The 23,365-nt window shown below is 61.7% G+C and carries 16 protein-coding genes and 1 pseudogene; 6 read left to right on the forward strand and 11 right to left on the reverse strand.

Translation table 11 applies throughout. The features are described from left to right. Window positions 1-3,273: pseudogene (locus tag OBACDRAFT_RS11980) on the forward strand (hypothetical protein); the annotation flags it as partial. 286 nt (window positions 3,274-3,559) lie between these two features. Here OBACDRAFT_RS11980 and OBACDRAFT_RS11985 read toward each other — a convergent pair. The 3 genes from OBACDRAFT_RS11985 to OBACDRAFT_RS11995 all read right to left on the reverse strand — a co-directional run bounded on the left by OBACDRAFT_RS11985 (window position 3,560) and on the right by OBACDRAFT_RS11995 (window position 6,975). Then, entirely contained in the window at window positions 3,560-4,336 is a 777-nt protein-coding gene (locus tag OBACDRAFT_RS11985) for a S1 family peptidase (RefSeq protein ID WP_043585939.1), read from the reverse strand. A 235-nt stretch (window positions 4,337-4,571) separates the two neighbouring features. Next, window positions 4,572-6,239 (reverse strand): YadA C-terminal domain-containing protein, encoded by a 1,668-nt coding sequence (locus OBACDRAFT_RS11990; protein ID WP_043585940.1) that lies wholly within the window; start codon window positions 6,237-6,239, stop codon window positions 4,572-4,574. A 100-nt stretch (window positions 6,240-6,339) separates the two neighbouring features. Then, window positions 6,340-6,975, reverse strand: coding sequence for a helix-turn-helix transcriptional regulator (locus tag OBACDRAFT_RS11995; RefSeq protein ID WP_043585941.1), 636 nt, complete (start codon window positions 6,973-6,975; stop codon window positions 6,340-6,342). 257 nt (window positions 6,976-7,232) lie between these two features. On the opposite strand from OBACDRAFT_RS11995, the gene OBACDRAFT_RS26575 reads away from it, so the two are divergent. Together OBACDRAFT_RS26575 and OBACDRAFT_RS12000 are read left to right on the forward strand one after the other, a co-directional pair. Further along, a complete protein-coding gene (locus OBACDRAFT_RS26575; RefSeq protein WP_081722002.1) occupies window positions 7,233-7,586 on the forward strand; it encodes a helix-turn-helix domain-containing protein in 354 nt (117 codons plus the stop codon). 175 nt (window positions 7,587-7,761) lie between these two features. Beyond that, window positions 7,762-8,133 (forward strand): Hpt domain-containing protein, encoded by a 372-nt coding sequence (locus OBACDRAFT_RS12000; protein WP_043585942.1) that lies wholly within the window; start codon window positions 7,762-7,764, stop codon window positions 8,131-8,133. 229 nt (window positions 8,134-8,362) lie between these two features. Here the strand turns inward: OBACDRAFT_RS12000 and OBACDRAFT_RS12005 are convergent, their stop codons facing one another. Further along, entirely contained in the window at window positions 8,363-9,238 is an 876-nt protein-coding gene (locus OBACDRAFT_RS12005) for a histidinol-phosphatase (RefSeq protein WP_043585943.1), read from the reverse strand. 550 nt (window positions 9,239-9,788) lie between these two features. On the opposite strand from OBACDRAFT_RS12005, the gene OBACDRAFT_RS12010 reads away from it, so the two are divergent. Continuing rightward, a complete protein-coding gene (locus OBACDRAFT_RS12010; protein ID WP_232767056.1) occupies window positions 9,789-10,589 on the forward strand; it encodes an inositol monophosphatase family protein in 801 nt (266 codons plus the stop codon). On the opposite strand, the gene OBACDRAFT_RS12015 is transcribed toward OBACDRAFT_RS12010, so the two are convergent. Next, on the reverse strand, window positions 10,544-11,296 hold the full coding sequence (locus OBACDRAFT_RS12015; protein ID WP_052361825.1) for a hypothetical protein: 753 nt from the start codon (window positions 11,294-11,296) through the stop codon (window positions 10,544-10,546). The genes OBACDRAFT_RS12010 and OBACDRAFT_RS12015 overlap by 46 nt on opposite strands. A gap of 59 nt (window positions 11,297-11,355) precedes the next feature. Between OBACDRAFT_RS12015 and OBACDRAFT_RS12020 the strand changes: the two genes are divergently transcribed. Further along, entirely contained in the window at window positions 11,356-12,945 is a 1,590-nt protein-coding gene (locus OBACDRAFT_RS12020; protein WP_232767058.1) for a PQQ-dependent sugar dehydrogenase, read from the forward strand. A gap of 27 nt (window positions 12,946-12,972) precedes the next feature. Here OBACDRAFT_RS12020 and dgt read toward each other — a convergent pair whose 3' ends face one another. The 5 genes from dgt to OBACDRAFT_RS12045 all read right to left on the reverse strand — a co-directional run bounded on the left by dgt (window position 12,973) and on the right by OBACDRAFT_RS12045 (window position 21,555). Continuing rightward, window positions 12,973-14,283, reverse strand: coding sequence for a dGTP triphosphohydrolase (gene dgt / locus OBACDRAFT_RS12025; RefSeq protein WP_043585945.1), 1,311 nt, complete (start codon window positions 14,281-14,283; stop codon window positions 12,973-12,975). 50 nt (window positions 14,284-14,333) lie between these two features. After that, window positions 14,334-15,692 carry an AGE family epimerase/isomerase gene (locus tag OBACDRAFT_RS12030; RefSeq protein ID WP_043585946.1) on the reverse strand — a complete coding sequence of 453 codons (1,359 nt, stop codon included), beginning with the start codon at window positions 15,690-15,692 and terminating at the stop codon, window positions 14,334-14,336. Then, the gene (locus OBACDRAFT_RS26580; RefSeq protein ID WP_198529893.1) at window positions 15,689-18,943 is read right to left on the reverse strand and encodes a heparinase II/III family protein; all 3,255 of its coding nucleotides are present in this window, start codon (window positions 18,941-18,943) and stop codon (window positions 15,689-15,691) included. Before OBACDRAFT_RS26580 ends, OBACDRAFT_RS12030 begins: the two co-directional genes overlap by 4 nt. Window positions 18,944-19,022: 79 nt before the next feature. Beyond that, on the reverse strand, window positions 19,023-19,772 hold the full coding sequence (locus OBACDRAFT_RS29730) for a type II secretion system protein (RefSeq protein ID WP_052361827.1): 750 nt from the start codon (window positions 19,770-19,772) through the stop codon (window positions 19,023-19,025). A gap of 109 nt (window positions 19,773-19,881) precedes the next feature. Continuing rightward, complete coding sequence (locus tag OBACDRAFT_RS12045) at window positions 19,882-21,555, reverse strand: PEP-CTERM sorting domain-containing protein (RefSeq protein WP_043585947.1); 1,674 nt, start codon at window positions 21,553-21,555, stop codon at window positions 19,882-19,884. Between the two features lie 126 nt (window positions 21,556-21,681). Between OBACDRAFT_RS12045 and OBACDRAFT_RS12050 the strand changes: the two genes are divergently transcribed. Beyond that, window positions 21,682-22,737, forward strand: a complete 1,056-nt coding sequence (locus OBACDRAFT_RS12050; RefSeq protein WP_043585949.1) for a LacI family DNA-binding transcriptional regulator — start codon at window positions 21,682-21,684, stop codon at window positions 22,735-22,737. Between the two features lie 119 nt (window positions 22,738-22,856). Here the strand turns inward: OBACDRAFT_RS12050 and OBACDRAFT_RS12055 are convergent. Further along, a partial coding sequence (locus OBACDRAFT_RS12055; protein WP_043585951.1) for an SDR family oxidoreductase occupies window positions 22,857-23,365 on the reverse strand: 509 nt, incomplete at its 5' end.

Here is a 23,365-nt window from a genome sequence, read left to right on the forward strand (position 1 = left end):
CCCCGCGCCGCCGCCCTGATCGCCTTCGCCATATTCCTTTCAGTCTTCAGTCTTCAGCCTTCAGCCTTTGCTCAAACCGCCGATTCCGTCACCCAGCGCATCACCATTGAAGGCCAGAGCATCACCGCCGCCGCCACCCTGCGCGTCACCGGACAGGCGGGCGACCGCTTTGACCTCCTTGCCGCGCCCGCCGTCCTCACCCGGTGCGACCTCACCGACGCCGTCCGCCTCGTCCGTGAAACCCGGCCCTCCGGCACGATGCTCCGCGTCGAACTCCTCAAACCCGGCTCCGTGTCGTTGAATTTCAACTACGAACTCCCCCTCGCCAAAGACGCAGCCGGCTTCACCCTCCCCACCAGCGTCGCCGCCTCCGACACCGCCACCATTGCCCTCTCCGGCGCCGACAAACAAATCACCTCCCGCGCCGCCGTCTCCATCACGGAAAAAGACAACACCGCGCACCTCGTCCTCCTTCCCCAGCCCGCCCGCGACATCGGCTGGAGCCCCCGCGCCCGTGACCGCCGCGCCGAGAAACTCGTATTCTACGCCGAAACCGCCGACCTCTACACCCCCGCCCCCGGTGTCATCGACGGACGCCACCGCGCCGTCATCCGCCCCGCCCAGGGAATGCTCGCCGAACTCAACATCACCATCCCCCCCGGACTCACCGTTTCCAACGTCAGCGGAACCAACGTCGGACGCTGGCGTTTTATTCCCAATCCCAATCCCGCCCCCGCGGAACGCCGCCTCAACATCCGGCTCCTCGCCGCCAGCGCCGCCGAAACCACGCTCCTCATCGAGACACAAGCCGCGACCGGCCCCCTCCCGCAGACCACCACCCTGCACCCCCTCATCATCGCCGACGCCGCCAGTCAGATTGGTTTTGTCGGCATCGCCACCGGCGACGAGGTCCAGATTATCGACGCCACCCCCGCCCGCCTCCTCCCCGTCAACGTGGACGATTTCCCCGCCGCGCTGCGCACCACCGATACCGCCGCGAATGCCACCCTCCGCCGCAGCTACCGCCACAGCGGACCCGCCGGCGCCTCGCTCGTCCTCAAAACCGCCGCCGTCGAACCCGACGTGCGCGTCACCGGCGCGCACAACCTCTCGCTCGGCGAAGATCGTATTGTTCTCTCCACTACGCTCGTGGCCAGCATCACCCGCGCCGGTGTTTTCCGGCTCAGCCTCCCCCTCCCCGCCGGCCTCGAAGTCGAATCCCTCAGCGGCCCCGCCCTCAGCCACTGGACCGAAATCACCGAACCCGGCTCCGCCACCCGGATAATCGTCCTGCACCTGCGCGGGCGCACCCTTGGCCGCCAGCAATTCACCATGAGTTTTGCCGGCCCCGGTCTCGCCCGTCTCAAGCATTGGGAAACGCCGCGCGTCCTCCTCCGCGAAGCCTCGCGCCAGACCGGCGAACTCTACCTCACCCCCGAGGAAGGTGTGCGCCTGCACGTCTCCCGCCGCGAAAACGCCACGCAATTCGACCCCATCCGCAACAACATCGCCGGCGATTTTCAGTCTTCAGTCCTTCAGCCTTCAGCCCTTTCCCCGCGCGGCGCTCTCGCCTTCCGCCTCCTGCAACGCGACTGGCACCTCGCCTTCGACATCGAAACCCTCGCCGCCTGGATACAGTGCGCCTACCTCCAGGACCTCACCCTCCGCGACGGACAACTCCGCGGCGTGGTGAATTTCGACTACACCATCGAAAACGCCGCCACCAAAACCCTCCGTGTGCAACTCCCCCCCGCCGCCGCCAGCGTCCGTTTTAGCGGACAACTCGTGGCCGACAGCGTGGCCGTGCCCGGCACCCCCGGCCTCTGGGAAATCAAACTCCAACGCCGCGCCCTCGGCAAAGTCGCGCTTCAAGCCACCTACCAGCTCCCCGCCTCCACCAGTAGTGAAACGACCACTACCACCGAACAAATCGCCGGCGTGCGCTCCACCGACGCCGGACTCCAGCACGGCTGGCTTGCCCTGCGCGCCTCCGGTCGCCTCGAACTCAAACTCGGCGCCCTTCCCTCCGCGCTGCAAACCACCGACTGGCAATCCGTGCCCGCCACCCTCCGCCAAGGCGCGCCTGAACCCGCCGCCATTCTCCGCATGGTCGAAAACGAATTCGTGCTTCCCGTCCAGATCGCCACGCACGACCCCGCCCGGCTCCTCCCCCTTCGAGTCGAGAAAGCCGGCATCACCACCGTGCTCTCTGACGAAGGCATGATGCTCACCCAGACCACCCTCTCCGTGCGCCTTACCGAAAAACGCATCCTCCGCCTCAACCTCCCCCCCGGCGCCTCCTACTGGCACGGCTTTGTGAACGACGAACCCGTGCGCGCCGCGACCGATGGCGACGCGCTCCTTCTCCCCGTCACGCCCAACCCCGTCGAAGGCCAGCCCTCCATCGTCGAGTTTTACTACTCCGCTCCCACCCGCGATGGTAGTCAAAATTCCACTACCTTTGATCATCGTCTGCACGGTCCCCGTTTTGACGTGCCCCTTGAGAACATCACCTGGCGCGTGCACCTGCCCGGCGGCCGCGTGCTCGCCCGCCAGCAAAGCGACCTGCAATACGCCGGCGCGCGCGCCCGCTCCGGTGCTGACAGCAGCTTCCTCTCCAGCATCTCAGACTACAAAAGCCACAACAAGGAGGTCCTCGCGAAGAAGGGCAAGGAAGCCGACAAACTCATCCAACTCGGCAACAAATTCCGACAAGCCGGCGACCAGGAAAAAGCCCGTCAAGCCCTTGCCCTCGCCAACACACTATCCAAGGGCAACGACGCCCTCAACGAAGACGCCCGCGTGCAATTCAACGCCCTGCGCATGGAGCAAATCGAAGTCGGCATGAACCGCCTCCGCCAGACCGCCGTCACCAACGCCGGTCTCCCCACGGACGCCGTCCCGCAACAACTCGCCCCGCAAACCCTCATTGCAGGCGGCAGCACCAACTACGCCCCTGCCGAAATCGCCCAATTGCGCAGTGCCAACACTGCCGAGGATAATGCCGTGATCCGCAAAGTCGCCGGACGTTTCCTGACCCAACAACAGACGACGATGAGTGTGCTCGACAGCATTCGTACCACGATTCCCGATACAGGCGACACGCTCACCTTCACGCGCGCCCTGCAAGTCGGCACCGACAGCGATCTCTCGATGCGTCTCACCTTAAAACCCATTGCCACTGCCGCCGATTTCCCCCTCTGGCCGCTCCTCATCGCCGGCGTATTTCTCTTCACCGCCGCCCTCATCACCCCCGCGCTGATGAAACGCTGATGACATGGGGGCATAAGTGGCGCGGGCGTCTCGCCCGCATTCTTCAATTCCCTGAGCGGGCGAGACGCCCGCGCCCCGCGTAGGGGCTTCGCTTGCGAAGCCCGCATTCCGATGTAGCGCAGGCGTCCCGCCTGCAATCCAGCCTGCTGCGCGAAGCGCCGCACTCCATAAAAGTCACCGCGCTTCGCGCTATAGACAAGATGACAGGCGGGACGCCTGCGCTACGCACGGAGCGGGCGGGACGCCCGCTCCACTTCGAACCGGCGGCAGGATGCCGCCACTCCTTTTATGGGTGCGAACGGAGGGGCGACGGGGCGGGGGTCCAGCCGGGCTCCAGCGCGCGACGGATGGAGGAGCCGGGGCAGGCGTAGCCGTAAACACGGCCGGATTTGGCAGTGAAGGTGCCGAGGTTGATCCCGATCACGCCACCGGTGGCGGAGAGAACGGGGGCGCCGGTGGTGCCGCGCAGGTCGGCGGCGGGGTTGTCGAGCAGGTAGCGCAGTTCTTTTTCGGTGGTCCAGGCAATGGTGGCGCCTTCGAGTCCCGTGGTGGGTTTGCCGGGGTGCTTGATGTAGATCCAGACTCGGTCGCCTTTGATGGGCGGGGCGGGGTCGAGCGTCAGGGCGGGGGCGTCGTGAGCGGGGGCGCGGATTTCAAAGAGGGCGAGGTCTTTTTCGGAGCCGGTTTCGTCGGAACGGCGGGCGTCGGGGATGCGCAGGTAGGGGCGGGCGGTGACGAGTTCGGAGGCGTGGTCGCAGGAGATGCCGATGGCGGCAATGATGACGCGGGCAATGTCGTCGGGAGTCATTTGCACGTCGAGGTCAGCGGCGGGACCAAAGAGGGAATGGCTGGTGACGAGGTAATGCCGTCCGTCCGGCGGGTGTTGGAGGCGGAAGGCCATGCCGGCGTAGTGGGCAAAATCCGCCGTGAGAAAGACGGGGCGGAAAATGACGTCGGAGGGGGGGGAGGGGGGGCGGACAGGGGGGGATTGAAGCTGGGGTTGGGCGAGCGCGGAGTCCAGGGGCAGGAGGGCGAGAGTGAGGATGAGGGTCAGGAGTTTCACGCGGTCAGTCAGGAGGAGAGGAATGGAGGGGGGAGGGGGGGGGGGGGGGCAGGAGATGCGCGGAACACGGCGCAGCCGTGTTTTTTTCAGATGGGCGGCGCTTTGCGCCGTCGGCGGGTCGGGAGACCCGCCCTCCTCGGGAAGATAAAAACGAACCGGCGAATGCCACGGGTGACATCCGCCGGTTGTTTTTCCAGAGTTCCCGTCGTCCGGTGAGGTCGGCGGGAAGGGAATCTTACCAGGTGTAGTTCACGCCAGCGCGGGCCATGACGTCGTCGAAGTCGTTGGTGGTGGCGATTTCGGCGTTGACGGTGACGCTTTCGTTGAGGCGGCGGGCGTAGCCAGCGGCCAGACCGGTTTCTCCGTCGAAGTAGGCAACGCCGAGTTTGGCGGCGTTGTTCTTGCCTTCGCCGATGACAGGGGTCTGGAGGGCTGCCGCCATGGAGATGCCGCGGCGCAGGGTCTTGATGTCGCGGCTGTTTTGCGCAGTGCGGGATTCAAGGTTGGAGACGCGGTTTTCGACGCCCGTGACGCGGTTGTCGAGGGCGGTTTCAACGGTGCGGGCACGGTTGGTTTCAGCGACGACTTCCGCATGGAGGTCGGCGCGGGTGGCGTCGATGTTGGCCTGCAACTGGGTGTCGGCGGCGGTGCGGGTGGCGGCTTCGTTGTCGATCCGGACGCCGAGGGCGTTGTCGCGGGTGATGCTGTCGGCCTCGATTTGGTTTTCGCGTGCAGTGGCGCGGGTGGTCTCGGTGGCAACGGCGGCGGCAACGTTGTCCACGGTGGCGACGAGAACACCGTCCTGGCGGAGTTTGGAGCCGTTGGTGACGTCGATGTCGATGGCGTTGCCGCCGGCGTCCTGGGCGTAGAGTTGCTGCTGGCCGCCAACTTCATTGGTGATCAGCGAGTTGTTCCCGATGTGAATGGAGCCGTCGGTTTCCTGGCGGATGAGGCTTTCGCGGGTGGCAACTTCGTTGCTGATTTGGACTCCGAGAGCGGCTTCAGCACCAGTGGCGCGGGTGGCTTCGGTGTCGATGTTGCTTTGGAGAGCGATGTCGGCGTCGGCGCGAGTGGTGGCTTCGGCTGCGATGTCGGCGGTGTTTTGTGTGACTGCCGAGTTGGTGGCGGAGATGTCCGTGGTGTTGGTCTTGATGGCCTCGCGTTCCCAAGAGCCGTTGAGCACGGTGTCGAGAGCGGTCTGTTTGTCGGCGTCGGAAATCGGAGGCAGGGTGTTGAGGGCGTCGGCGGTCGCGTTGGCGAGGGCTGCGATGGCGGCGAGATCCTGGGCGCTGCCTGCATAGGTGGCGAGCGCGACGGCGGCGTTGCCGTCCTGAACCGAGGGATCACCGGAGGTCAGACCGTTGACGGAGTCGATGACGTTTTGAAGGCCGGCGGTGGGCGTGCCATCGGGGTTCTTGGTGCCTTGGGCATAGCCGGCAGTCGCGTCGGTGAGGGCTTGGGCGGCGGCGGCGGCATTGCTCTGCGCGGTGGCGACGGCACCGGTATCGGGGGCGAAGATGGCGTCGTTGACCAAGTCGATCTTGGCTTGGGCGCTGCTGGCGGCGTTCTCGGCGGCGGTGCGGGCGTTCAGGGCGTTGGCTGCGGCGGTCGCATCACCGGCGGCGCTGGCGGCTTCGAAGTCGGCTTGGGCGGTGGCGATGGCAGCCTGGGCTGCGGTGAGATCGTTTTGCGCGGTACCAACGATGACGCCAAGCTGGTCGATGGCGGCTTGAATGTTGGCGGGAATCGAGCCGGTTCCAATCGCAGTCAGCGCGGCGACAGAGTCGGCGAAACTGTCGGAAGAGTTGGGCGCGGTGGCGGCGATGCTCCAAGAGGAGACGCTGAGGGTCGCCATGGCGGCGAGGATGGCACGGATGTGGGTCCTTTTGATTTTATACTTCATTGGTAAGGTGCGGTGAGATTCCAGATTGATTTTGATACTGTGAACGGGTGGAGCTTTCAGGCGGTCAAGGGACGGGCGAACTTTGGGGAGTTAATTCAAGTTAACGGGCGCGCCTCAGAATGGGGATAAAGGCGGGGCCGAGGATCTTGCGCATGCGGGTGATTTGAACACGGACGGTCAGGTGCGAGATGCCGAGGCACGCGGCGATTTCCTTGTAGCGATGGCCGTGGGTCAGGATTTGGTAGATGGCGTGTTGCTGGGGGGTAAGTTTGGAGTCGGCCTGCTCCTTATGATTGGTTTTGAGGAGTTGCGTGATCAGAGAGGAGATGACGATACGGTCACGTTCGAGTTCCTTGGAGACAGGGCAGAGAGCGATCAGCCGGAGGGGATGCTCTGCAGTGTCAACGTAGGGGAGCGGATACATGGTGACTTTCAGGGCAATGGGGCGGCCGTATTTGTCGGGGATGGAAACCGTACAGTGCCGGGGCTGGGTTTGCAGGGATTGCCGGATGGCGGCCAGCGTGTGCTCCGGCAGGGGCCAGGGGTGGTTGGGTAGCCGGTTGCTGGAGAAAAAAATCCGCCCGGTATTGTCTTCAAGCCAAGCAAGAAAGGGGAAGGTCTGAACGAGGTCTTGCAGTTGGGGCCACCGCGAGGGTGTTGTGCTGGCAGGATCACCGATTGCTGGCGGCGGCGGGCAATTTTTTCCAAAGCAAGACTCTGGACTGATGGTGACCATCGATGCGGAGGGAGGGAGGAGGCGGATGGCCAGTGGAGACCATGCGTTCGTGGCAGGCTGGAAGTTCCTGAACGGTCAGGTTGATGTCATCCGTGCGCTGCGCCGGGCGAGTGGTTTTAGGATAATGTAAGTTAACAAACGAATCGTGGCGGCAGTGACGGGACGGTGAGAGAGACAGGGCTGGATGAATCCCAAAGTTTAAAAAGACTGTGATCGTAGTGTATTTTGTCAATGGCAAATACACTATAAACACAGGTATGAATCTCATGCCTTTTATTGCATCCCGTCTGCGTGAACTTCGTTCGATTCATGGGCTTACGCAGCAGGAAGTTTCCGAGTTAAGCGGTTTCCATTTCACGTTTTATCAGCAGCTCGAATCAGGGCGGAAAAAACAAATCTGGCTTGAAACGATAGAGCGTCTGGCCGCGCCTTACGGCTTGGAGGTGTGGCAATTCTTAAAACCCGGTCCCGTGCCTCCTTCCCGTATCAAACAGCGGGTGATTTCCAGCAACATCCACTACCGGAAACGAAAAGGTCCCTACAATAGGGCGCGTCCTGTTTCCGTCAGTCCTCCAACTCAGTCGGACGAAGGGAGAGAGGGAGACCAGTGACATCACATTGTAGTCGCACCCCATTGATGATGCGATGGAGAAATGGGCTCGCCATGCGGGCGGTGGGAACGGGATAACTTGGGACGGTTCCGTCCAGACTCTACCACGCCTGCGTTTGCGCCGGGGCTCATTCTGACTACGCTTGCCCGCGTTTTAGACCACGCGATTTCCAACCATGCCTGATTCCATTCCGATCATCGACTCCTCCGCTGTTGAAAACTTGCGCGCCCTCGGCGACAACGATGGAGGCGCGTTTTTGCGCGAGATACTGGGCATCTATTTCGCGGATATGCCGGCGCGGTTGAGGGAACTCCGCGAGCGTCTGGCGGAGGGCGACCAGTCGGGGTTCACGCGCGCGGCGCACACGATCAAGGGCAGTTCGGCCAATGTCGGCGCAGCGCGGGTGCGGGCCATGGCGGAGGAGATTGAGGTGCGCTCACGGACTTCGCCAATCAAGGAGTTGGCCGGCGAGGTGGAGCGGCTGGCCGATTTGTTCGACGAGGCCAGACGCGAGTTGAGCAGTGAGATGGGTGAGGGTAAAAGCTGATATGAAAATTTGCATCAGCGTCCTGTAGGAACGCTGGGCGTTATGAATCTCACGCAGAGACGCAGAGGCGCAGAGAAAACATAGGTGGCTAATTATAAATAAATTGCAAACATTGTATTTTTCCGACTCTGCGTTCTTGTAGGACAGCTGGCCAAGACCCGTGAAGTCGCTAAAACGAAACGGGTCTAGGCCAGCTCTGCGTGAGACAAAATAAACCGAAAATGCTCTATTAAAACCTTGCGCTACGAGGGAGCGACGCGAGGGCGGCGGTGATGGGCACGGTCTGGCGGCGGCGGTCAAGAAACCAGCTCACGTCTTGATAACCGGCGGTCTGAAGGAGGCGGAGGGCGTCGGCGTAGTGGGCGGCCACGCGCTCGGGTCGGTGGGCGTCGGCGCCGAGCACGACAGGGATGCCGCGTTCGCGCATCATGACGAGTTGCCCGGGGCCGGGGTTCATCTCGGGAAGGGCTTTTTGCAGGCCGCTGGTGTTGAGTTCCATTGCCACGCCGGTGGCTGCAATGCGGTCGAGCGCACGGGCAATGTGGGAGCGGATGTGCTCAAAATCCCAGTCGGCAGGGGATTCGTTTTTGACGAGGTCGGGGTGGGCGAGCGTGTCGAAGAGGCCGGTCTCGGCGGAGGCGGCAAGGTGTTCGTAGTAGAGTTTTTGATACGCAAGGATGTCGCCCGTGAAGTAGCGGCGGCGGTAGTCGTGGATTTGATAGTGGACGGAGCCGAGGACGTGGTGCAGGGGGACGCGGGCGTGGAGTTTTTCGAGCCAGGGTTCGACGCCGGGGTAGTAGTCGCTTTCGAGGCCGAGGCGGACGTCAACGCGGTCGGCAAAGCGTTCGCGGGTTTGGGCGATGGTGTCCACGTAGAGGTCAAATTCGCCGGGGGCCATGCGCACGTCGGCAGACCAGCCGTCGGGCAGGGGGCTGTGGCAGGTGAAGATGATGCCGCGCAGGCCGCGCGCCTCGGCGGTGGCGGCGTATTCCCAGGGTTCGCCCTGGGCGTGTTTGCATAGGGGTGTGTGGCAATGCGATTCGTAGAGGAGCGGCGTGGGTGCGGCAGCGGTGGGCGTGGCGGGAGTGGTGTTCGTGGCAGACATGCGCGAAGATCGGATCGTCGGGAGGGAATGTCCGCCTGAGCGGATGCGCAATGCGGATATTTAAAAGTGGCGCGGGAGGGGGCGCTCGCCTGATCAGGCGGAGATGCAACGGAGCGGGCGGGACGCCCGCGCCATAGCGTAGCGCAGGCATCCTGCCTGCAAGTCAGTCTATTGCGCGAAGCGCCGCCTTCCCAAATAACAGAATCAGCAAAAAGCAGAAGAGAGCACCGCGCTTCGCGCAACCTATGGATTGCAGGCGAGACGCCTGCGCTACGGGAAGCACGTTGCGGGCGGGACGCCCGCGCCCCGCGTAGGGGCTTCGCTTGCGAAGCCCGCGTATGCAGGACGTGGCATCGAATGGCGGGCGCGGGCGTCGCAAGCGACGCCCCTACAGCGGGCGGGACGCCCGCGCCACTCGCCTAACCCCGCGCCCGAGCCGGGCGCACTCCCAGCGGGCGAGACTTGCGGACGTTTAGGGTTTTCTTTGGGAGGCGGGTTTTGTTTCGATGCACGGCTTATGTCATCTTTGTCGTCTGATTCGTCGTCCGGGTTGTTGCTCCGCATTGAGGCCGCCAAGCGTGCGGTGTCGGGACAGACGGAGTTGATGCACCGGGAGTTCGGGCGGACGCAGAGCAATTGGAAATACGATGGCACGCGGGTGACGCCGGTTGATGTGGCGATCTCGGAGAATATTTTCCGCGAGTTGGGCGCGCAGTTTCCCGATGATGAGTTGTTCAGCGAGGAGTTAGCGGAGACGGAGAAGCCTATTGCGTTGTCGGCGCGTTTTGCGTGGGTGCTCGATCCGATCGACGGCACGAACAACTACGCGACGGGCATCGCGCATTGCGCGATTTCACTGGCGTTGCTGGAGCATGGGGTGCCGGTGTACGGGGTTATTTATGACATGGCGCGGCGGGTGTTGATGCATGGGGGGCCGGGTTTTGGCGTGCGCGATGGCGACCGCGAGGCGCGGGTGAGCGCGGAGGCGCCGTCGCCTTACACGTTGCTGGGGTTTCATAGTCCGGTGGATCATGCGCACGCGAGGGAGGCCGCGGTGATCGTGGAGAATTTCAAGATTCGCGGGCTGGGCAGCAGTACGTTGCACCTGGCTTATGTGGCGGTGGGGATTCTGGGCGGGGTGGTGGATCACAATGTGCGGGTGTGGGATATTGCGGCGGCGGTGCCGCTGTGCCTGGCGGGGGGGGGGGAGGTGCGTTATGTGACGCCGTCACCGTTTCCGCTGCGCGAGTTCAACCTGCGCATGGATCGCATCCATTTTCTGGCGGGCAACCGGGCGGTGTGCGATCACTTGTCAGCGTTACTGGAGTTGCGCGAGGGGCGGGTGGTCTGAGGGGGGTCCCAGTTTTCGCGTTTGAGGTCTTCGCTGGTGACGTACTCGGCGACGAGGGTTTTGCCGCGATAAACGCGGAGCCAGATGCCGTCGAGTTGGTCGGCAGAGCCGCGTTTGTTGCTGTCGAGGTAATACCAGTCGGATTTGAGGCGGCTGCGCTCCAGGGTGAGGGTGGTGGTTTTGACGTCGATCTTGGATTTGCGGTCAATGGGTTCAACGGGGATGGTGCCGGAGCGGCTTTCGCGGGGGTCGGTTGCGGAGTAAACGCGTTGGCGAACCATGTAGATGCGGTAGTCGATTCTGAGTCCGTCGAGGACGGTCATGGATTCGTTGAAGAGGCTAATGAGGTAGCCGGCGGCTTCAGTGCGGTATTTGGTGGAGATGCCTTCGGACTTGCTGATGGTGTCCTTGAATTTGCTGACGTTGATCCGCATGCGGGTGGCGGCGGCGGTGATTTGGGCGTCGAGCCAGTCGGTGATGTAATCGCGGTCGGCTTGGGAGAGGGTGTCGATGGGGATGTTGAAGAGGGAGCCGTCGTCGCGGCGGACGCGGATGGTCTCTTCGCCGGCTTCGAGCAGGTCGGCCTTGAGGGTGCGGCCTTGTGTGTCGGTGAAAACGCGGGGCTCGGCCTGGAGCGCGGCGGAGAGGGCAAGGAGGAGGCTGGCAAGCGTGGCCGGGAGGATTCGGCGGGAAGGGAGGTAACGCATGACGGGTCGCACTATAGGGAGCGCCAGACGGAATGAAAGACCGTAATTTATGGTGCGCCATGGAATTTTCCGAGGGGACGGTTTTACAGAGCGGTGGCGCAGCTTGCGGAATTGCCGGGACTGGGTTGGGTGCGGACCGGCCAGACCGATCTTCCATGCGCGCTTTATTTGTCTGCTTTTTCCATTCCGACCGGGTTGCCCGTTTTGTCCGGCTGGCCGCCCCGGCGTCCGTGCTGTTCTGTATTTTTTTCTCAACTACGGTGTCCGCCCGCGCGGCGGAGGATGTGCGCAAGGTGTATGCGCAGTGGTGTGCGAGTTGCCACGGGGAGAGGCTCGAGGGTGGCTCCGGATCGAACCTGCTGGGGCAGACGTGGAAACATGGGGGCGACGACGCAAGTCTGGCGCGGGTGATTCGAGACGGGGTGGCGGGGACGGCGATGCCGGGGTTTGGCGCGTCGTTCGACGATGCGCAGATCCGCGCGCTGGTGATTTTTTTGCGGGAGGAGGGTGCGCGCGCGGCACGGCGGGCGGGGGGCGAAGTTACACGGCCGGTGCCGGGCGGGGTGGCGAAGAGCGAGGTGGAGAGTTTTCGAATGGAACTCGTGAGCGACGGACTGGAGGTTCCGTGGTCGATCGCGTTTTTGCCGGTGAGTGCGAATGGCGGGGGTATCCGAATGTTGGTGACGGAACGGGCGGGGCGGTTGCGGTTGATCGAGGGCGGGCGGTTGCGGCCGGAGCCGGTTACGGGAACGCCGCGCGTGTGGGCGCGCGGGCAGGGCGGTTTGCTCGCCGTGGGAGTGCATCCGGACTATGCGGCGGCGGGCAATGGCTGGGTGTATCTTTCCTTCAGCGATCCGGGGGAGGATGGATCGGCGATGACGGCGGTGGTGCGCGGGCGGATTTCTGAAGCGGGGCGGTGGGTGGATGAGGAGGTGATTTTTCGCGCGCCGCCGTCGCTTTACCGAAAGGGTGGGGTTCACTTTGGGAGCCGGTTTGTGTTTGAGGACGGGTATTTGTTTTTCAGCATCGGCGAGCGCGGGCAGGGGAGCGATGCGCAGGATTTGACGCGGCCAAACGGAAAGGTTCACCGGGTGCTGGACGACGGGCGCGTGCCGCCGGATAATCCGTTTTTGGATACAGCGCGGTTTCCGGGGGCGGTGGTGCGGAGCATTTGGAGTTACGGGAATCGCAATCCGCAGGGGCTGGCGCGCGAGCCGGCGACGGGGTTGCTGTGGGAAGCGGAGCATGGTCCGCGAGGCGGGGATGAGTTGAACGTGATCCGGCCGGGGGCGAACTACGGGTGGCCGGTCATCACGCATGGGATGAATTACAACGGCACGCCGATGACGGCGTTGACGGCAAAGGAGGGGATGGAGCAACCGGTGTGGCACTGGACGCCGTCAATCGCAGTGTGCGCGATCGCGTTTTACGAGGGAGCGATGTTTCCGGCGTGGAGGGGGAATTTGTTGGTGTCGTCACTGGCGTCGCAGGATTTGCGGCGGTTGGTGATCCGCGACGGGCGCGTGACGCACGAGGAGGTGTTGTTCAAGGGGATCGGTCGCGTGCGCGAGGTGACAGTGGGGCCGGAGGGCGCGGTGTATTTGGGGCTGGAGGAACCGGGAAGGGTGGTGCGACTGGTGAGGCCGTGATGTTTTTTGAGGGGGGGGGGGGGAGGGTTAGTTCAGGTCGCGGATGGAGCCGAAATCGGGGTCCGTCATGCGCTTGTAGGTGCGCACGATGGCGCCGTCGGTAAGGCCGGCGAGCCAGTCGCAGATTTGACGGGAGCGGCCGGCGTCGGTCGTTTCGGCCTGGATGAGGTCGCCAACACGCGGGGGGAGTATGCGAAGGGGGCGGGCCTCGCAGCCGGGGCCATCCACGTAGTTGTCCCAGCACATGCGCCAGAGTTCGCGCAGGACGCGGCGGCCTTTGTGCTCCATTTGCTGGAGTTGCGGGCTGCGAAATATGAGGTCGAGCGCCATGTCCTTGTAGAAGCGGGATTCGCGTTTGGCAGCATCGCTGACGACGAGTTCGAAGCGGTAGCGGTGGGTGGCGGCGGACATGAAGTTGGTGCGTTCGCGCAGGGCGCAGGCTTGGATGAATTTGCCGATCTTGGCGGCAAAGACGCGTTCGAGTTTGGAGGCGCGGATGAAGCCGGTGAGTTCGTCGAAGTAGGTCTGGGTTTCGGCGGTCATGGGCTGGGTGGAGGCCCATTGTTCGATGGTTTCGAGGGTGAGGAATCCGGCGCGAACGCCGTCCACGATGTCGTTGAGCGAATAGGCGGTATCGTCGGCCCAGTCCATGATCTGGCACTCGATGCTCTTGAATTTGTTGAGGGGTTGGGCGGCGTGCGGGTCGGCGGGGGCGTGGTGAAGTTCGTCGGGAATTTTGTTGTTGCCGAAGACGAAGTCGCGGCAGGGGCCTTGCGTGTCGTAGAGGAAGTGGTGCTCGGGTTTGTCCTGGGTTTGTGGATACTCGCCGTAGAGTTTTTTGTATTTGAGCACGCCGTCCATGAAAGCGCGGGTGGGCGACATGCCGCGCACGGATTTGCCGTCTTCGTAAATGGTGTCGGTGAGGAGGTGGAGGGTCTGGGCGTTGCCTTCGAAGCCGCCGTGGTCGGCCATGAGTTCCTGCAAGGTGCGTTCGCCGGCGTGGCCGAAGGGCGGGTGGCCGAGGTCGTGCGAGAGGCCGATGGCTTCGACGAGGTCGGGGTCGATGTAGAAGTCGGGCGCGAGCGGGCCGTCGGGACGCGAGAGGAGATAGCTGCAAATGGAGCGTCCTATCTGCGCGACTTCCATGGAGTGGGTGAGGCGGGTGCGATAAAAATCGTATTCGCCGGAGAGAAACACCTGTGTCTTGGACTGGAGCTTGCGAAAGGCGTGCGAGTGGATGACGCGGTCGCGGTCGATTTGGAAAGGGGTGCGGTAATCGGGTTTGCGCGGCTCGCCCCAGGTTTCTTGGTCGAAGTCGTTGTAAAAGGTGTTGGCCATGTGCGTTTGGGAAGAAAGCAGCCCAAACGCCCGTCAGCGGGTTGGCAACTTTACTCCGCTACGGAGGCCAGGCGCTTGAGGCGGTCGATGGTAAGGAGCAGGGCGCGGGTTTCGTGATAGGCGGCTTTCCATTGCCAACCTTTGACCGATTCGGGGCCGGGAATGAAAGTGCCGTCAGCAGAAATGTCACGACACCAGCCACCATACTGCGCGTCGATGAGGTTGTTTTGGATGAAACGCCATTGCTCGACAAAACGGGTCCAGTAAACAGGGTTGTTGTCCGGGATGCCGTAACGTTCGTGCAGGAGGAGCAGGGTGTTGAGGTTCTCAAACTGCACCCACCAAATTTTTACGAACGGCGGAGTGGGCCCAAGAAATGTGCTGCCGGTGTTGAAGAGGCCGCCGTTTGTAGTATCCCAGCCAATACGCAGGGCGTGGTCGGCAAGGGCGCGCCCGGCTCGCCAGGTCGCAGGATCGTCCGGTCGCCCGAGCGCGGCGACAGCATCGGTGAGGAGGAATGTGGTCTCGACATCGTGCCCGAAGGATATGGGCGCGGGGATGCTTTTCCAGTCGGCGGTGAGGTTTATGTGCTGCGTGCCGGGCCAGGCATAAACGCGCGTGAGCATGATGTTGAGGAGTTCGTCCATGCGGGCGCGGAGGCGGGGATCGGGCCAGATGCGAAAGAGTTCGGTGAAGGCTTCGAGGAGGTGAAGCTGGGTGTTCATCGACTTGCAGCCGAAGGGCGTGCCAATGGTGTCAACGAGGGCGGCGCCGCGCGGCGTGCTGGCGGGTTCGCGGATGGGAATGGGAGTGCCGTCGAGGTTGAGGGCGTCGAAATAACCGCCGTTGACGGGGTCGTGTGCGTGCTGTTCGAGCCAGTGAAAGGTGGCGATGGCTTTGTCGCGGAGGGCCGGGTCGTCGAGCGCGGCGGAGGCGGCGGCGAGCGTGTAGAGGGCAAAGGCGTTGCCGTAGGTGTGTTTGGGCTGGGGGGCGTCGGGCAGAGGAGGGAGTCGCCAGAGGAATCCGCCGTTTTCGGCATCCCACATGCGGAGGAGAAAATCGGCGCCGTGGCGGACAACGGAGCGGTAATGGCCGGCGAGATCGGGGCGGTGGAGAACGACTTGCGCGGCGACCCAGGTCATACGCGATTGGAAGACGAGGGTTTTGGGCTGCTGGTCGGCGGGGGCCGGTGTCCAGTCGCGGTCGAAGGTGCAGAGGAAACCGCCGTTTGTGTTGTCTATACAGCGGGGGAACCAGGCGTCGAGGACGTGGGTGCGAAAGGTGATTTCGAGTTCGGTGGCGAGGGCGCGGAGGGTCGTTGGCCCGGGCGCGGGGGTGGGGGGGGGAGGGGCGGCATTGGCAAGAGACATCGTAAGAGCGAGGGGGAGCAGTGGATGGAGTTTTGTCATGTGTCGCGGGTGAGGGTGATTTTTTCGCGGGGCGCGGCGGGGATGTGGATGCGGATCGTGCGTCCGTTGTCGAGCGTGAGTCGGGTGTCGGTGGCGTTGAGCGTGGTGATGGTTTTGATGGGATTTTTTTCGTCAGGTTTTAGTGGATACAGGAGCGTAATGAATGTCTGGATGCCAGGGCCGCCACGGGTGTGGGTGACGGTGGTGGCGGGGACGTATTGCGGGTCCATGTCCTTGCGGATGTGCCAGCCGAGGAGTTCGGGTTCGGTTTGCGCGGAGATGGCGCGAACGGCGAGGCCGTCGGTGCGCAGGGGAATGACGGCAAGGTTGGGAAGGCCGGGGTCGGTGGTCGTGATGGTTTGCGTGCCGGGATCGGTGATGGTCGCCGTCGGGATGAGGTGCCAGCGAGCTTCATAGGTGTGGGCGGTTGTGTCGGCGGGATCGGTGGGGACGAGAGTGTCGGCAACGATGACGAGGTCGGGTTTGGCAAAGAGGACGCGGCGGGTATGCGTGACGGGGCCCGGGGGTTGTTTGGCGGACCACATGCCTACGTCGGAAAAAGCCTGGTCGAATGTGGCGGCAACGAAGTCGTATTCGCTGGTTGCTTCCCATGTGACATCATTGGGCTCCCGGGGGACATTGGCATTGCGATCGAGGAGTTGATGGCGCTGAGGTTTTCCGTCCACCATGATAACGTTGTGTGAATAGGCGTCTGTCGCATACTGCCGCCATTTGCTGTCCTCGTAGGAACCGCCGCCGCCATCGAAAAGAATTTCGCGCCCATAAACCCAAAAAACGAGGTTGAGTTTGTCCATGTGCGAGTGGGAGTAGCCGGGGAGTCCGCCGTCAAAGGCGAGGTAATTGGCATCGGTTCCCCAGCCGGAGCGCATGACATAATAGCCGGCGTAGGGGAATGCATGCGAGGTGGCGGCTGGCGGGCGGCCCTCGGCGCCGTCGGTGGCAATCCAGCGCCAGTCGTCGCGATTGGGAAAGAAGAGAAGTCCGTTGTTGAACACAGGGCGGAGCCAAGTGATGGGCCAGGAGTCGTTGAAGCGGGGTTCGGAACGATTGGGCGTCATGAGATAGAGGAGATAATCGTATCCTTTTTCCATGCTGGCGATGTAGTCGGCCGGGATTTCGGAGATGCGTCCAGTCGCCTTGGCCAGCCGGGGGATGGCCATGCCGTTTTCATCGAGAGCAACAATATGATAGCCGGGAGCGAGTTCATATTGGGCCCCGTCGGGGAGAAACTGGCGGGCAATGCTGGCGTGCATGGTTGCCACAGCTGTTTGTCTCCAGTCAGTCGCGTCACGAAATTCGGGGAACAGGGTTCCGATGGTGAACAGGCCGCACATTTCCATCGTGAGCCAGTTGCCCCAGTCCGATGGAAATTTTTTCAAATATTCGGCGTGCTGGAGATTTGAATACATGTAGAGCAGGAGATCCTCATCGCTAACCGAGGGGGAGCGGACGAAGGCCTGAAAGGCCCGCGGCCAAGAGTCGCGCATGCGGATGCCGGATTCGATGGTGCGCCAAGTGGAATAGCGAAAATTGGCCGCTGCAGTGGGGGGCGGGCATTGCGCCATGAATGAACGGAATTGGGTAACCCACGCCGAAGGGTATTTCTCGTTGCCGGTGGCGCGGTAGGCGTTGGCCATGTCTCCCCAAAAGGACATGCGGCAAAGTTGATACTGCCATTCCTGGTTAAACGCGAGGCCGGGGCGGTGGGCGGTTTCGTTGTGATACCAGTCGATGATGTTGCCGGGGAAGGTATGCCAGAGTTCCGCCAAGCCGCTGGGGGTAATGCGGCCCACAACGGCGCTGTCAGCGCGCTCCTGGCGGTATTTGTAGTTTGGATCGGGTTGCGAGGGATCGAAGGGGGCGAGGAGCCAGTTGCTTGTGGTGCGAGTGCGCAGATAGACGGCGAGCTGGCGCACGGCTTCAGGATAGTCCTTGCGGGCAACGGCCTGCCGGACGGGCTTGAGTGCAGGTGTTGTCTCGAGATTGAGGGTGGAAAAAAGTTCCTGCTGGATGTCTGCCGTTAACAATTCACTGGCCGGTGGAGCAGAGGGGGGGCGGGCGCTGGCTGAACTGCGATTGGCCGAAACCGGTGTCAGGGGTGTAGTGGATGATACCTTTTCGAAGGAAACATCATCGAAATATATCGTTCCTTTGGCGATCCAGACAAAGAGGGTTGGCATGGCCGATGCAATGTCCGCGGGGATTTCGACCACCGCTTCGATTTTGGTCCATTTGCGCGGGAGTTGGAGATTGAAGGGAGGTTCGAGGTTTCGACCAACCCAGTTGTTGAGGCCGACAAAAAGGTGTCCTTTCTCGGGAGCTTTATTGTTGGAGTCCTTTAGCGTCAGGCGAATGAGCGCGCCTGCCGAGCCGGGCGCAACCGTGACATCTCCATCCGCGCGCATCCAGGCGCGAATCAACCAGCGTTCACCGGGTGAAACTTTGACCGCTTGACTGCGGGGATGGATGCCATGACGGGCGAAGCCTTGAGAGTACAACCGGGCGGACTGGCGTCCGGTATGAGGATTTTCGGTGCTGGTGGTGAAGGTGGCTTCCGCGGCCTTGGATTCGGGGGGGCAGAAGTAAGCCCAATCAGTCATGTCTTGTTCGAAACCGGAATTGGTGACGGACTCCAGCGGGGTGATGGGGGTGTCACCGGACACTTTTTCAAGGGATACATCGTCAAAATAAACCGACCCTTGCACGCGCCAGGCAAACAGCGTCAGCGACATGTAGGCCGCGTCATCGGGTATTTGGAAAACAGATTCAATCTTACTCCATTCGGTGGGCAGCAGCTTGCTGGCGGGAGGCTGGCGGTCGCGTGCGATCCAGTTGTTGAGGCCGGCATAATAGTGGCCGCCTGGCGCATCTTTTTTATCCGGGCCTTGCAACGCAAGGCGGACGAGCACGCCGGGAGTGTTGTCTTGTGGCTTGGCGTCGGCATCAGCACGCACCCAAGCAGTGATGCGATATCGTTCTCCCGGTGTGACTTTCAGGGTGGCTTGTGAGCCTGCCGGAGTGCAGCCATGACGGGCGAATTTTGTGGATGTGAGCTTCGCCACACGGCTCCCTGAGTGCGGGTTTTCGGATACAACAGTGAAGCTTGTTTCGGCATCCTTGGCCTCATCAGGCACAAATGAAGCCCAGTTTTCAGTGCCCTGTTCGAAGCCGGTATTGGTCAGGTCGGCAGTAGCGGTGCAGATGAAGGATGCGTGGAGAGACAAGGCCACTGCGAGTACAGCGGAAGGGAATATGCGAGCGTGCATGATGAAGAGTGTTTTGCTAAAGGCAGTGGGGGGGGGGGGAGGACTAGCGAACCTTGAACGCATTGGCATCGTTCCACGGCCAGGCATTTTTATCACAAATGTTTTTTAGGGCAACATGCCAGTCGCCGAAAAGGAACATGGCGTTTTTACCGAAAACAGGGCCAGGTCCCCAGTCGTTGGTGCTGCCGATGTATCCATATTTCGAAGCTTCGGAAGAAGGCGCATAAGGACTGCTATTGCCTGCGTAGAGACGAGGACCGCCGCCGGTAAGTGTGCTCACATTGCCAGTGGTAACGAGAACGGGAAACGTGCTGGGACTGGTGAGTTGGTGTGTATAAACGGCCGGGCTTTTGGGTCCAGTGGAGTCTCCTTCCAGTTCGAGGTTGTGTCCAAAGGCTCCCCGGTTTTGAGGATCACCCTCGACCTTTTCAAACGGAGGACTCTTAAAATAACCACTAGTGATGATGGCATTACTATCGACACGCCCAGCATTGTAGGCATCGGCGAGGGCTTGATTGAGGTAGGGGATTATCAGGAGATGGTAACGACCTGGGCCAGCATTGTAGGCTTTGACGAAGGAGTCTTTATTGTCTCCAGAATAAAGTTGCATGGCGGTGCCTAGTTCTCGCATACGGGAGACGCATTGAGTTCGACGCGCACTTTCCCGGACCTTGCCAACCGTGGGAATTATAATGGCAGCAAGGATACCTATGATGGCGATGACCGTCAGCAATTCGATGAGCGTGAATCCTTTTGTTTTGTTGGACGGGAAGAATATGGGGAGTGTTTTCATGGTTGTTTATGGGTTAATCAAGGAGTCGATCGGTGGTAGATATTAATGGGATTGCGGTGGTGGTTGGGTGCTGGGGCACGTGAACTGTGGTCGAATCCCAAGTCAACCGTTACGATTTGCGTCGGCGAATCAGTACGAAAAGGACGGATCCGACTCCAGCAATCAATGCAACGGTGGAGGGCTCGGGGATGGCGCTGGCGACAGAAAGAATGCCATTGGATTCAGTGAAGGTATAAGTGAATCCATCCTGAATGGCGGACCAGACGCCGCTACTGTTGGTCAGTGCGATTGCATTGAGACCGGAGAAGGTGACGGATACGCTGTCGGCTGAGCCGGTCGCGCCGCTGGTGAAGAGCGTGTAGCTGGTGCTGCTTGCGGGTGCGGCGGCGAAGTCGAAGGTGAGGGTTTTGTCAGCGATGGAAACCGCGCCAGTGGCGGAGATGGTGCCGAAGCTTGCGCCGTCGATGCCAAAGGTAAGGGAAGGCGTGGTGAGGGCGTAAGCGAGGGCGCTGAAGGAGCCGCCGGCCTCAATCACGAGTCCGCCTTGAATGTTAAGGGCCGAGGATGCCTCAATGGTCCCCTTTCGCGCCACCACTTTGCCGATGGCGATGTTGGCGTTGAGGAAGCTCTTCGAGGTGGTGTCCGCGCCTTCGTAGATGAAGGTCGAGGTGGCATCCACGGAGCCGGAGGCCTGACTGCCGAGCGTGTTGGTCACGTTGTTGGCGTGGGCGATGAGGGTGACGCCCGCGCCGATGTTGACGGAGACGTTGTCGTTCATGTTGAAGCGAAATGAATGCGCTTCGACGGTGCCGCCGTTGCCAATGAAGTTCCATGTGGTGGCAACGTTGGTGTTGTTCCGGGTGGGCTCGAAACGGCTGCCGCTCGCGCTCATATCGAGTTTGCGGCCATTGGTATCGATCGTGTAGGTGGCGGTGTTGCCCGCAGTATTGGCGGGGCCGCCGGCAAGGGAAATGTTTTCGTTGACGCGGATGTCGCTGCCGAGCTTGAGCGTGGTGGTTTTGCCGCTGTTTTGTTGGTAAAACTGGATTTTTTGCACGTTGCTGCCGTCGGAGTTGGTGCCTGTCACGGAGAGGGTGGCGGTCTGGTCGGACGACTGGCGAATCAGGACCGTGCCGAGTCCGGCACCGCTGGTCAGTGTTTGATTGGCGCTGTTAAGGACGAAGGTGGCGACGGTGGGAACGGAGACACTGGAGGCAATGGTGTTGGTGGCACCTTTGAGCCAGATTTGCGGAATGTTGGCGGATGAGGTGAAGGTGCCGCCGTTGAGGGTGAGGTTGCCTCCAACCGAAATGCGCAAAGCGTCGGTTATCGCCTCGTAACCGCGCGAGGTGAGGGTGGAGTCCGCGCCAAAATTGAGAACGCCGCCGTTGTTGAGGATGAGCGCGCCGCCGATGTTGTATTGGGCGGAACCTTGCGCGTCGGAACTGTTTTTCCACGCTTTTTGAAGATCGAGAACGCCGCCGCTGTTGATGACGAGGGCTCCGTTTCCTGTGATATTGACGGGGACGTTGTTGGGATTGCCATCCCTGGCAACGTATCCGCCGAGGCTGAGGGTGTCGCCAGCACCCAGCGTGAGACCGACAGAACCGATGTCGTAGGTGGCGGCAACGTGAGCCGTCGCTCCAGAGGCGAGATTGTCTTTGTTGGTGATTATGGTGGTGCCTGCGCGGGTAAGAGGCGTGAGTGATGCGAGCGACACAATGCTGAGAAACGCAGCAAGCAGCGCGATGGCGGTTTTGTTGTGACGGGGATGGTGGTTCATGACGTATGGGTGGGTTAAGGTTGTGAGTTTGGGGCTCCTTGTTTGGCAAAGCAATGGGCACGGCGTTCAACGCGTTGAAATTGGATGTTGCATGAACTTTGAGCTTGGGCTGATCTCTGCCGTCTGATGCCCCGTCCTCCTTCCATTCGAGATATAGCCGCCGCCACCGGCCTGCACTATTCAACGGTGTCGCTCGCCTTGCGGCGCGATCCGCGTATCAGGGCCGAAACCTTGGCCCGGGTGCGGGAGGCCGCGCAAAAATTGGGTTATGTGGCTGATCCCTTGTTTACATCGTTGATGTCGCGAATCCGGTCGGGGAAGCATCAACGGCATCGCGAAACACTGGCTTATGTGACGTATCCAGGAAATACATGTCCACAAGGATGGCGGGCAAATCATGCTTATCGGGGATTTTACGATGGAGCTCTTGTGAAGGCAGAGGCACTGGGATGCAAGTTGGAGGTATTTGAGAGCGCCCAGATTATCGGGCCACGGTTGAACTCGATTTTATATGCGCGCGGGATACGGGGCGTGATTTTCACCACTGTTTTTGAAGCGCCGAAATCAGGAGAGATTGTTTGGGATGGGCTGGCCGCCGTGCAGATCGAGCCGCATGTGCTGCTGCCCATGGTTCCGGCGGTGAGCAACGATCAGAGCCAGATCGTGCGTGATGCGTATTTGCGGGTACGCGAGCTTGGCTATCGGAGGGTGGGATTGGCGATTGAAGCTTCATGGGATGCTTACATCGGTCATACTTGGCTGGCGGGTTATCTGACGGCGGCGCATGGCATCCCCGCCAGCGAACAGCTGGCTCCGTTTATCTCGCGTGAGTGGAATCTGGATACGTTTGGACGGTGGTTTCGATGGGAAAAACCGGACGTGATCCTGACGCTTGACCGGGCGTTTGTGTGGCGGTGGCTGGGTGCAATGGGGCTGCGTGTGCCGCGTGATGTGGCATATGTGGAACTGGATTTGCCGCCGGGAAAAACGGATGCGGCGACGAGTATGGTGGGTGTATCCGTTGCGGGGATGCGACAGAGCCATGAGGCGGTGGGCGAGGCTGCGGTGAGTCTGGTGGTCAGCCGTCTTTACCATAATGAAACAGGCCCCGACAAAAACCGGATGGTCACGCGCATCGAAGGAACATGGTGCGATGGCGCGACGGCTCCGCAGCGGCGTTGAGAGCGTGGTGTGGTGGCGCGGTAAGAAGTGCGAAAGACAGATGGGGGGAAGGAGACTGAGCGGATATGGTGACGTTGCGCGTCGTTCGTGGGCAAGATGCCCCCTCTCCTTGGCTTGCTTCAAATACCCGAATGGGCGAGGAAGCCGCCATCGACGGCGATGGTCTGGCCGGTGACGAAGGCGGCTTGCTCGTCGTTGAGCAACCAGAGGACGGCGCCGAGGAGTTCATCGGGTGCGCCAAATCGGGCGGCGGGGGTGTGGTGCATGACGTTGCGCCCACGCGCGCTCAGGCCGTCGGGCGTGGCAGGGTCGAGGAGGATTTTGCGGTTTTTGTCGTTGAGGAAAAATCCGGGAGCGACGGCGTTGACGCGGATGTGCGCGGGGGCGAGGTAAACGGAAAGCCATTGCGTGAAGTTGACGATGCCGGCCTTGGCCATCGCATAGGCGGCAACTCGCGTGAGCGGACGGGTACTGTTCATCGAGGCAAAGTTGAGGATCGACCCGCGGGCGCGCCCGGCCATCCGGCGTCCGAAGATTTGCGAGGGAATGACGGTGCCGAGGGTGTTGATCTTCACGACGTCTTCGAAGCGTCGGAGGTCGAGGTTGAAGAAGCCGCGCAGGGCGGTAG

It is taken from the genome of Geminisphaera colitermitum TAV2, assembly GCF_000171235.2.
GTDB lineage: Bacteria > Verrucomicrobiota > Verrucomicrobiia > Opitutales > Opitutaceae > Geminisphaera > Geminisphaera colitermitum.

Excerpts from the sequence above, each read along its gene's own strand:
- OBACDRAFT_RS12000 (WP_043585942.1), top strand. The coding sequence starts at position 7,762 with ATGCCTGATTCCATTCCGATCATCGACTCCTCCGCTGTTGAAAACTTG.
- OBACDRAFT_RS11990 (WP_043585940.1), bottom strand. The coding sequence starts at position 6,239 with ATGAAGTATAAAATCAAAAGGACCCACATCCGTGCCATCCTCGCCGCC.
- dgt (WP_043585945.1), bottom strand. The coding sequence starts at position 14,283 with ATGGCCAACACCTTTTACAACGACTTCGACCAAGAAACCTGGGGCGAG.
- OBACDRAFT_RS11995 (WP_043585941.1), bottom strand. The coding sequence starts at position 6,975 with ATGGTCACCATCAGTCCAGAGTCTTGCTTTGGAAAAAATTGCCCGCCG.
- OBACDRAFT_RS12015 (WP_052361825.1), bottom strand. The coding sequence starts at position 11,296 with ATGCGTTACCTCCCTTCCCGCCGAATCCTCCCGGCCACGCTTGCCAGC.
- OBACDRAFT_RS12050 (WP_043585949.1), top strand. The coding sequence starts at position 21,682 with ATGCCCCGTCCTCCTTCCATTCGAGATATAGCCGCCGCCACCGGCCTG.
- OBACDRAFT_RS26575 (WP_081722002.1), top strand. The coding sequence starts at position 7,233 with ATGAATCTCATGCCTTTTATTGCATCCCGTCTGCGTGAACTTCGTTCG.
- OBACDRAFT_RS12020 (WP_232767058.1), top strand. The coding sequence starts at position 11,356 with ATGGAATTTTCCGAGGGGACGGTTTTACAGAGCGGTGGCGCAGCTTGC.
- OBACDRAFT_RS12005 (WP_043585943.1), bottom strand. The coding sequence starts at position 9,238 with ATGTCTGCCACGAACACCACTCCCGCCACGCCCACCGCTGCCGCACCC.
- OBACDRAFT_RS12030 (WP_043585946.1), bottom strand. The coding sequence starts at position 15,692 with ATGACAAAACTCCATCCACTGCTCCCCCTCGCTCTTACGATGTCTCTT.
- OBACDRAFT_RS29730 (WP_052361827.1), bottom strand. The coding sequence starts at position 19,772 with ATGAAAACACTCCCCATATTCTTCCCGTCCAACAAAACAAAAGGATTC.
- OBACDRAFT_RS12045 (WP_043585947.1), bottom strand. The coding sequence starts at position 21,555 with ATGAACCACCATCCCCGTCACAACAAAACCGCCATCGCGCTGCTTGCT.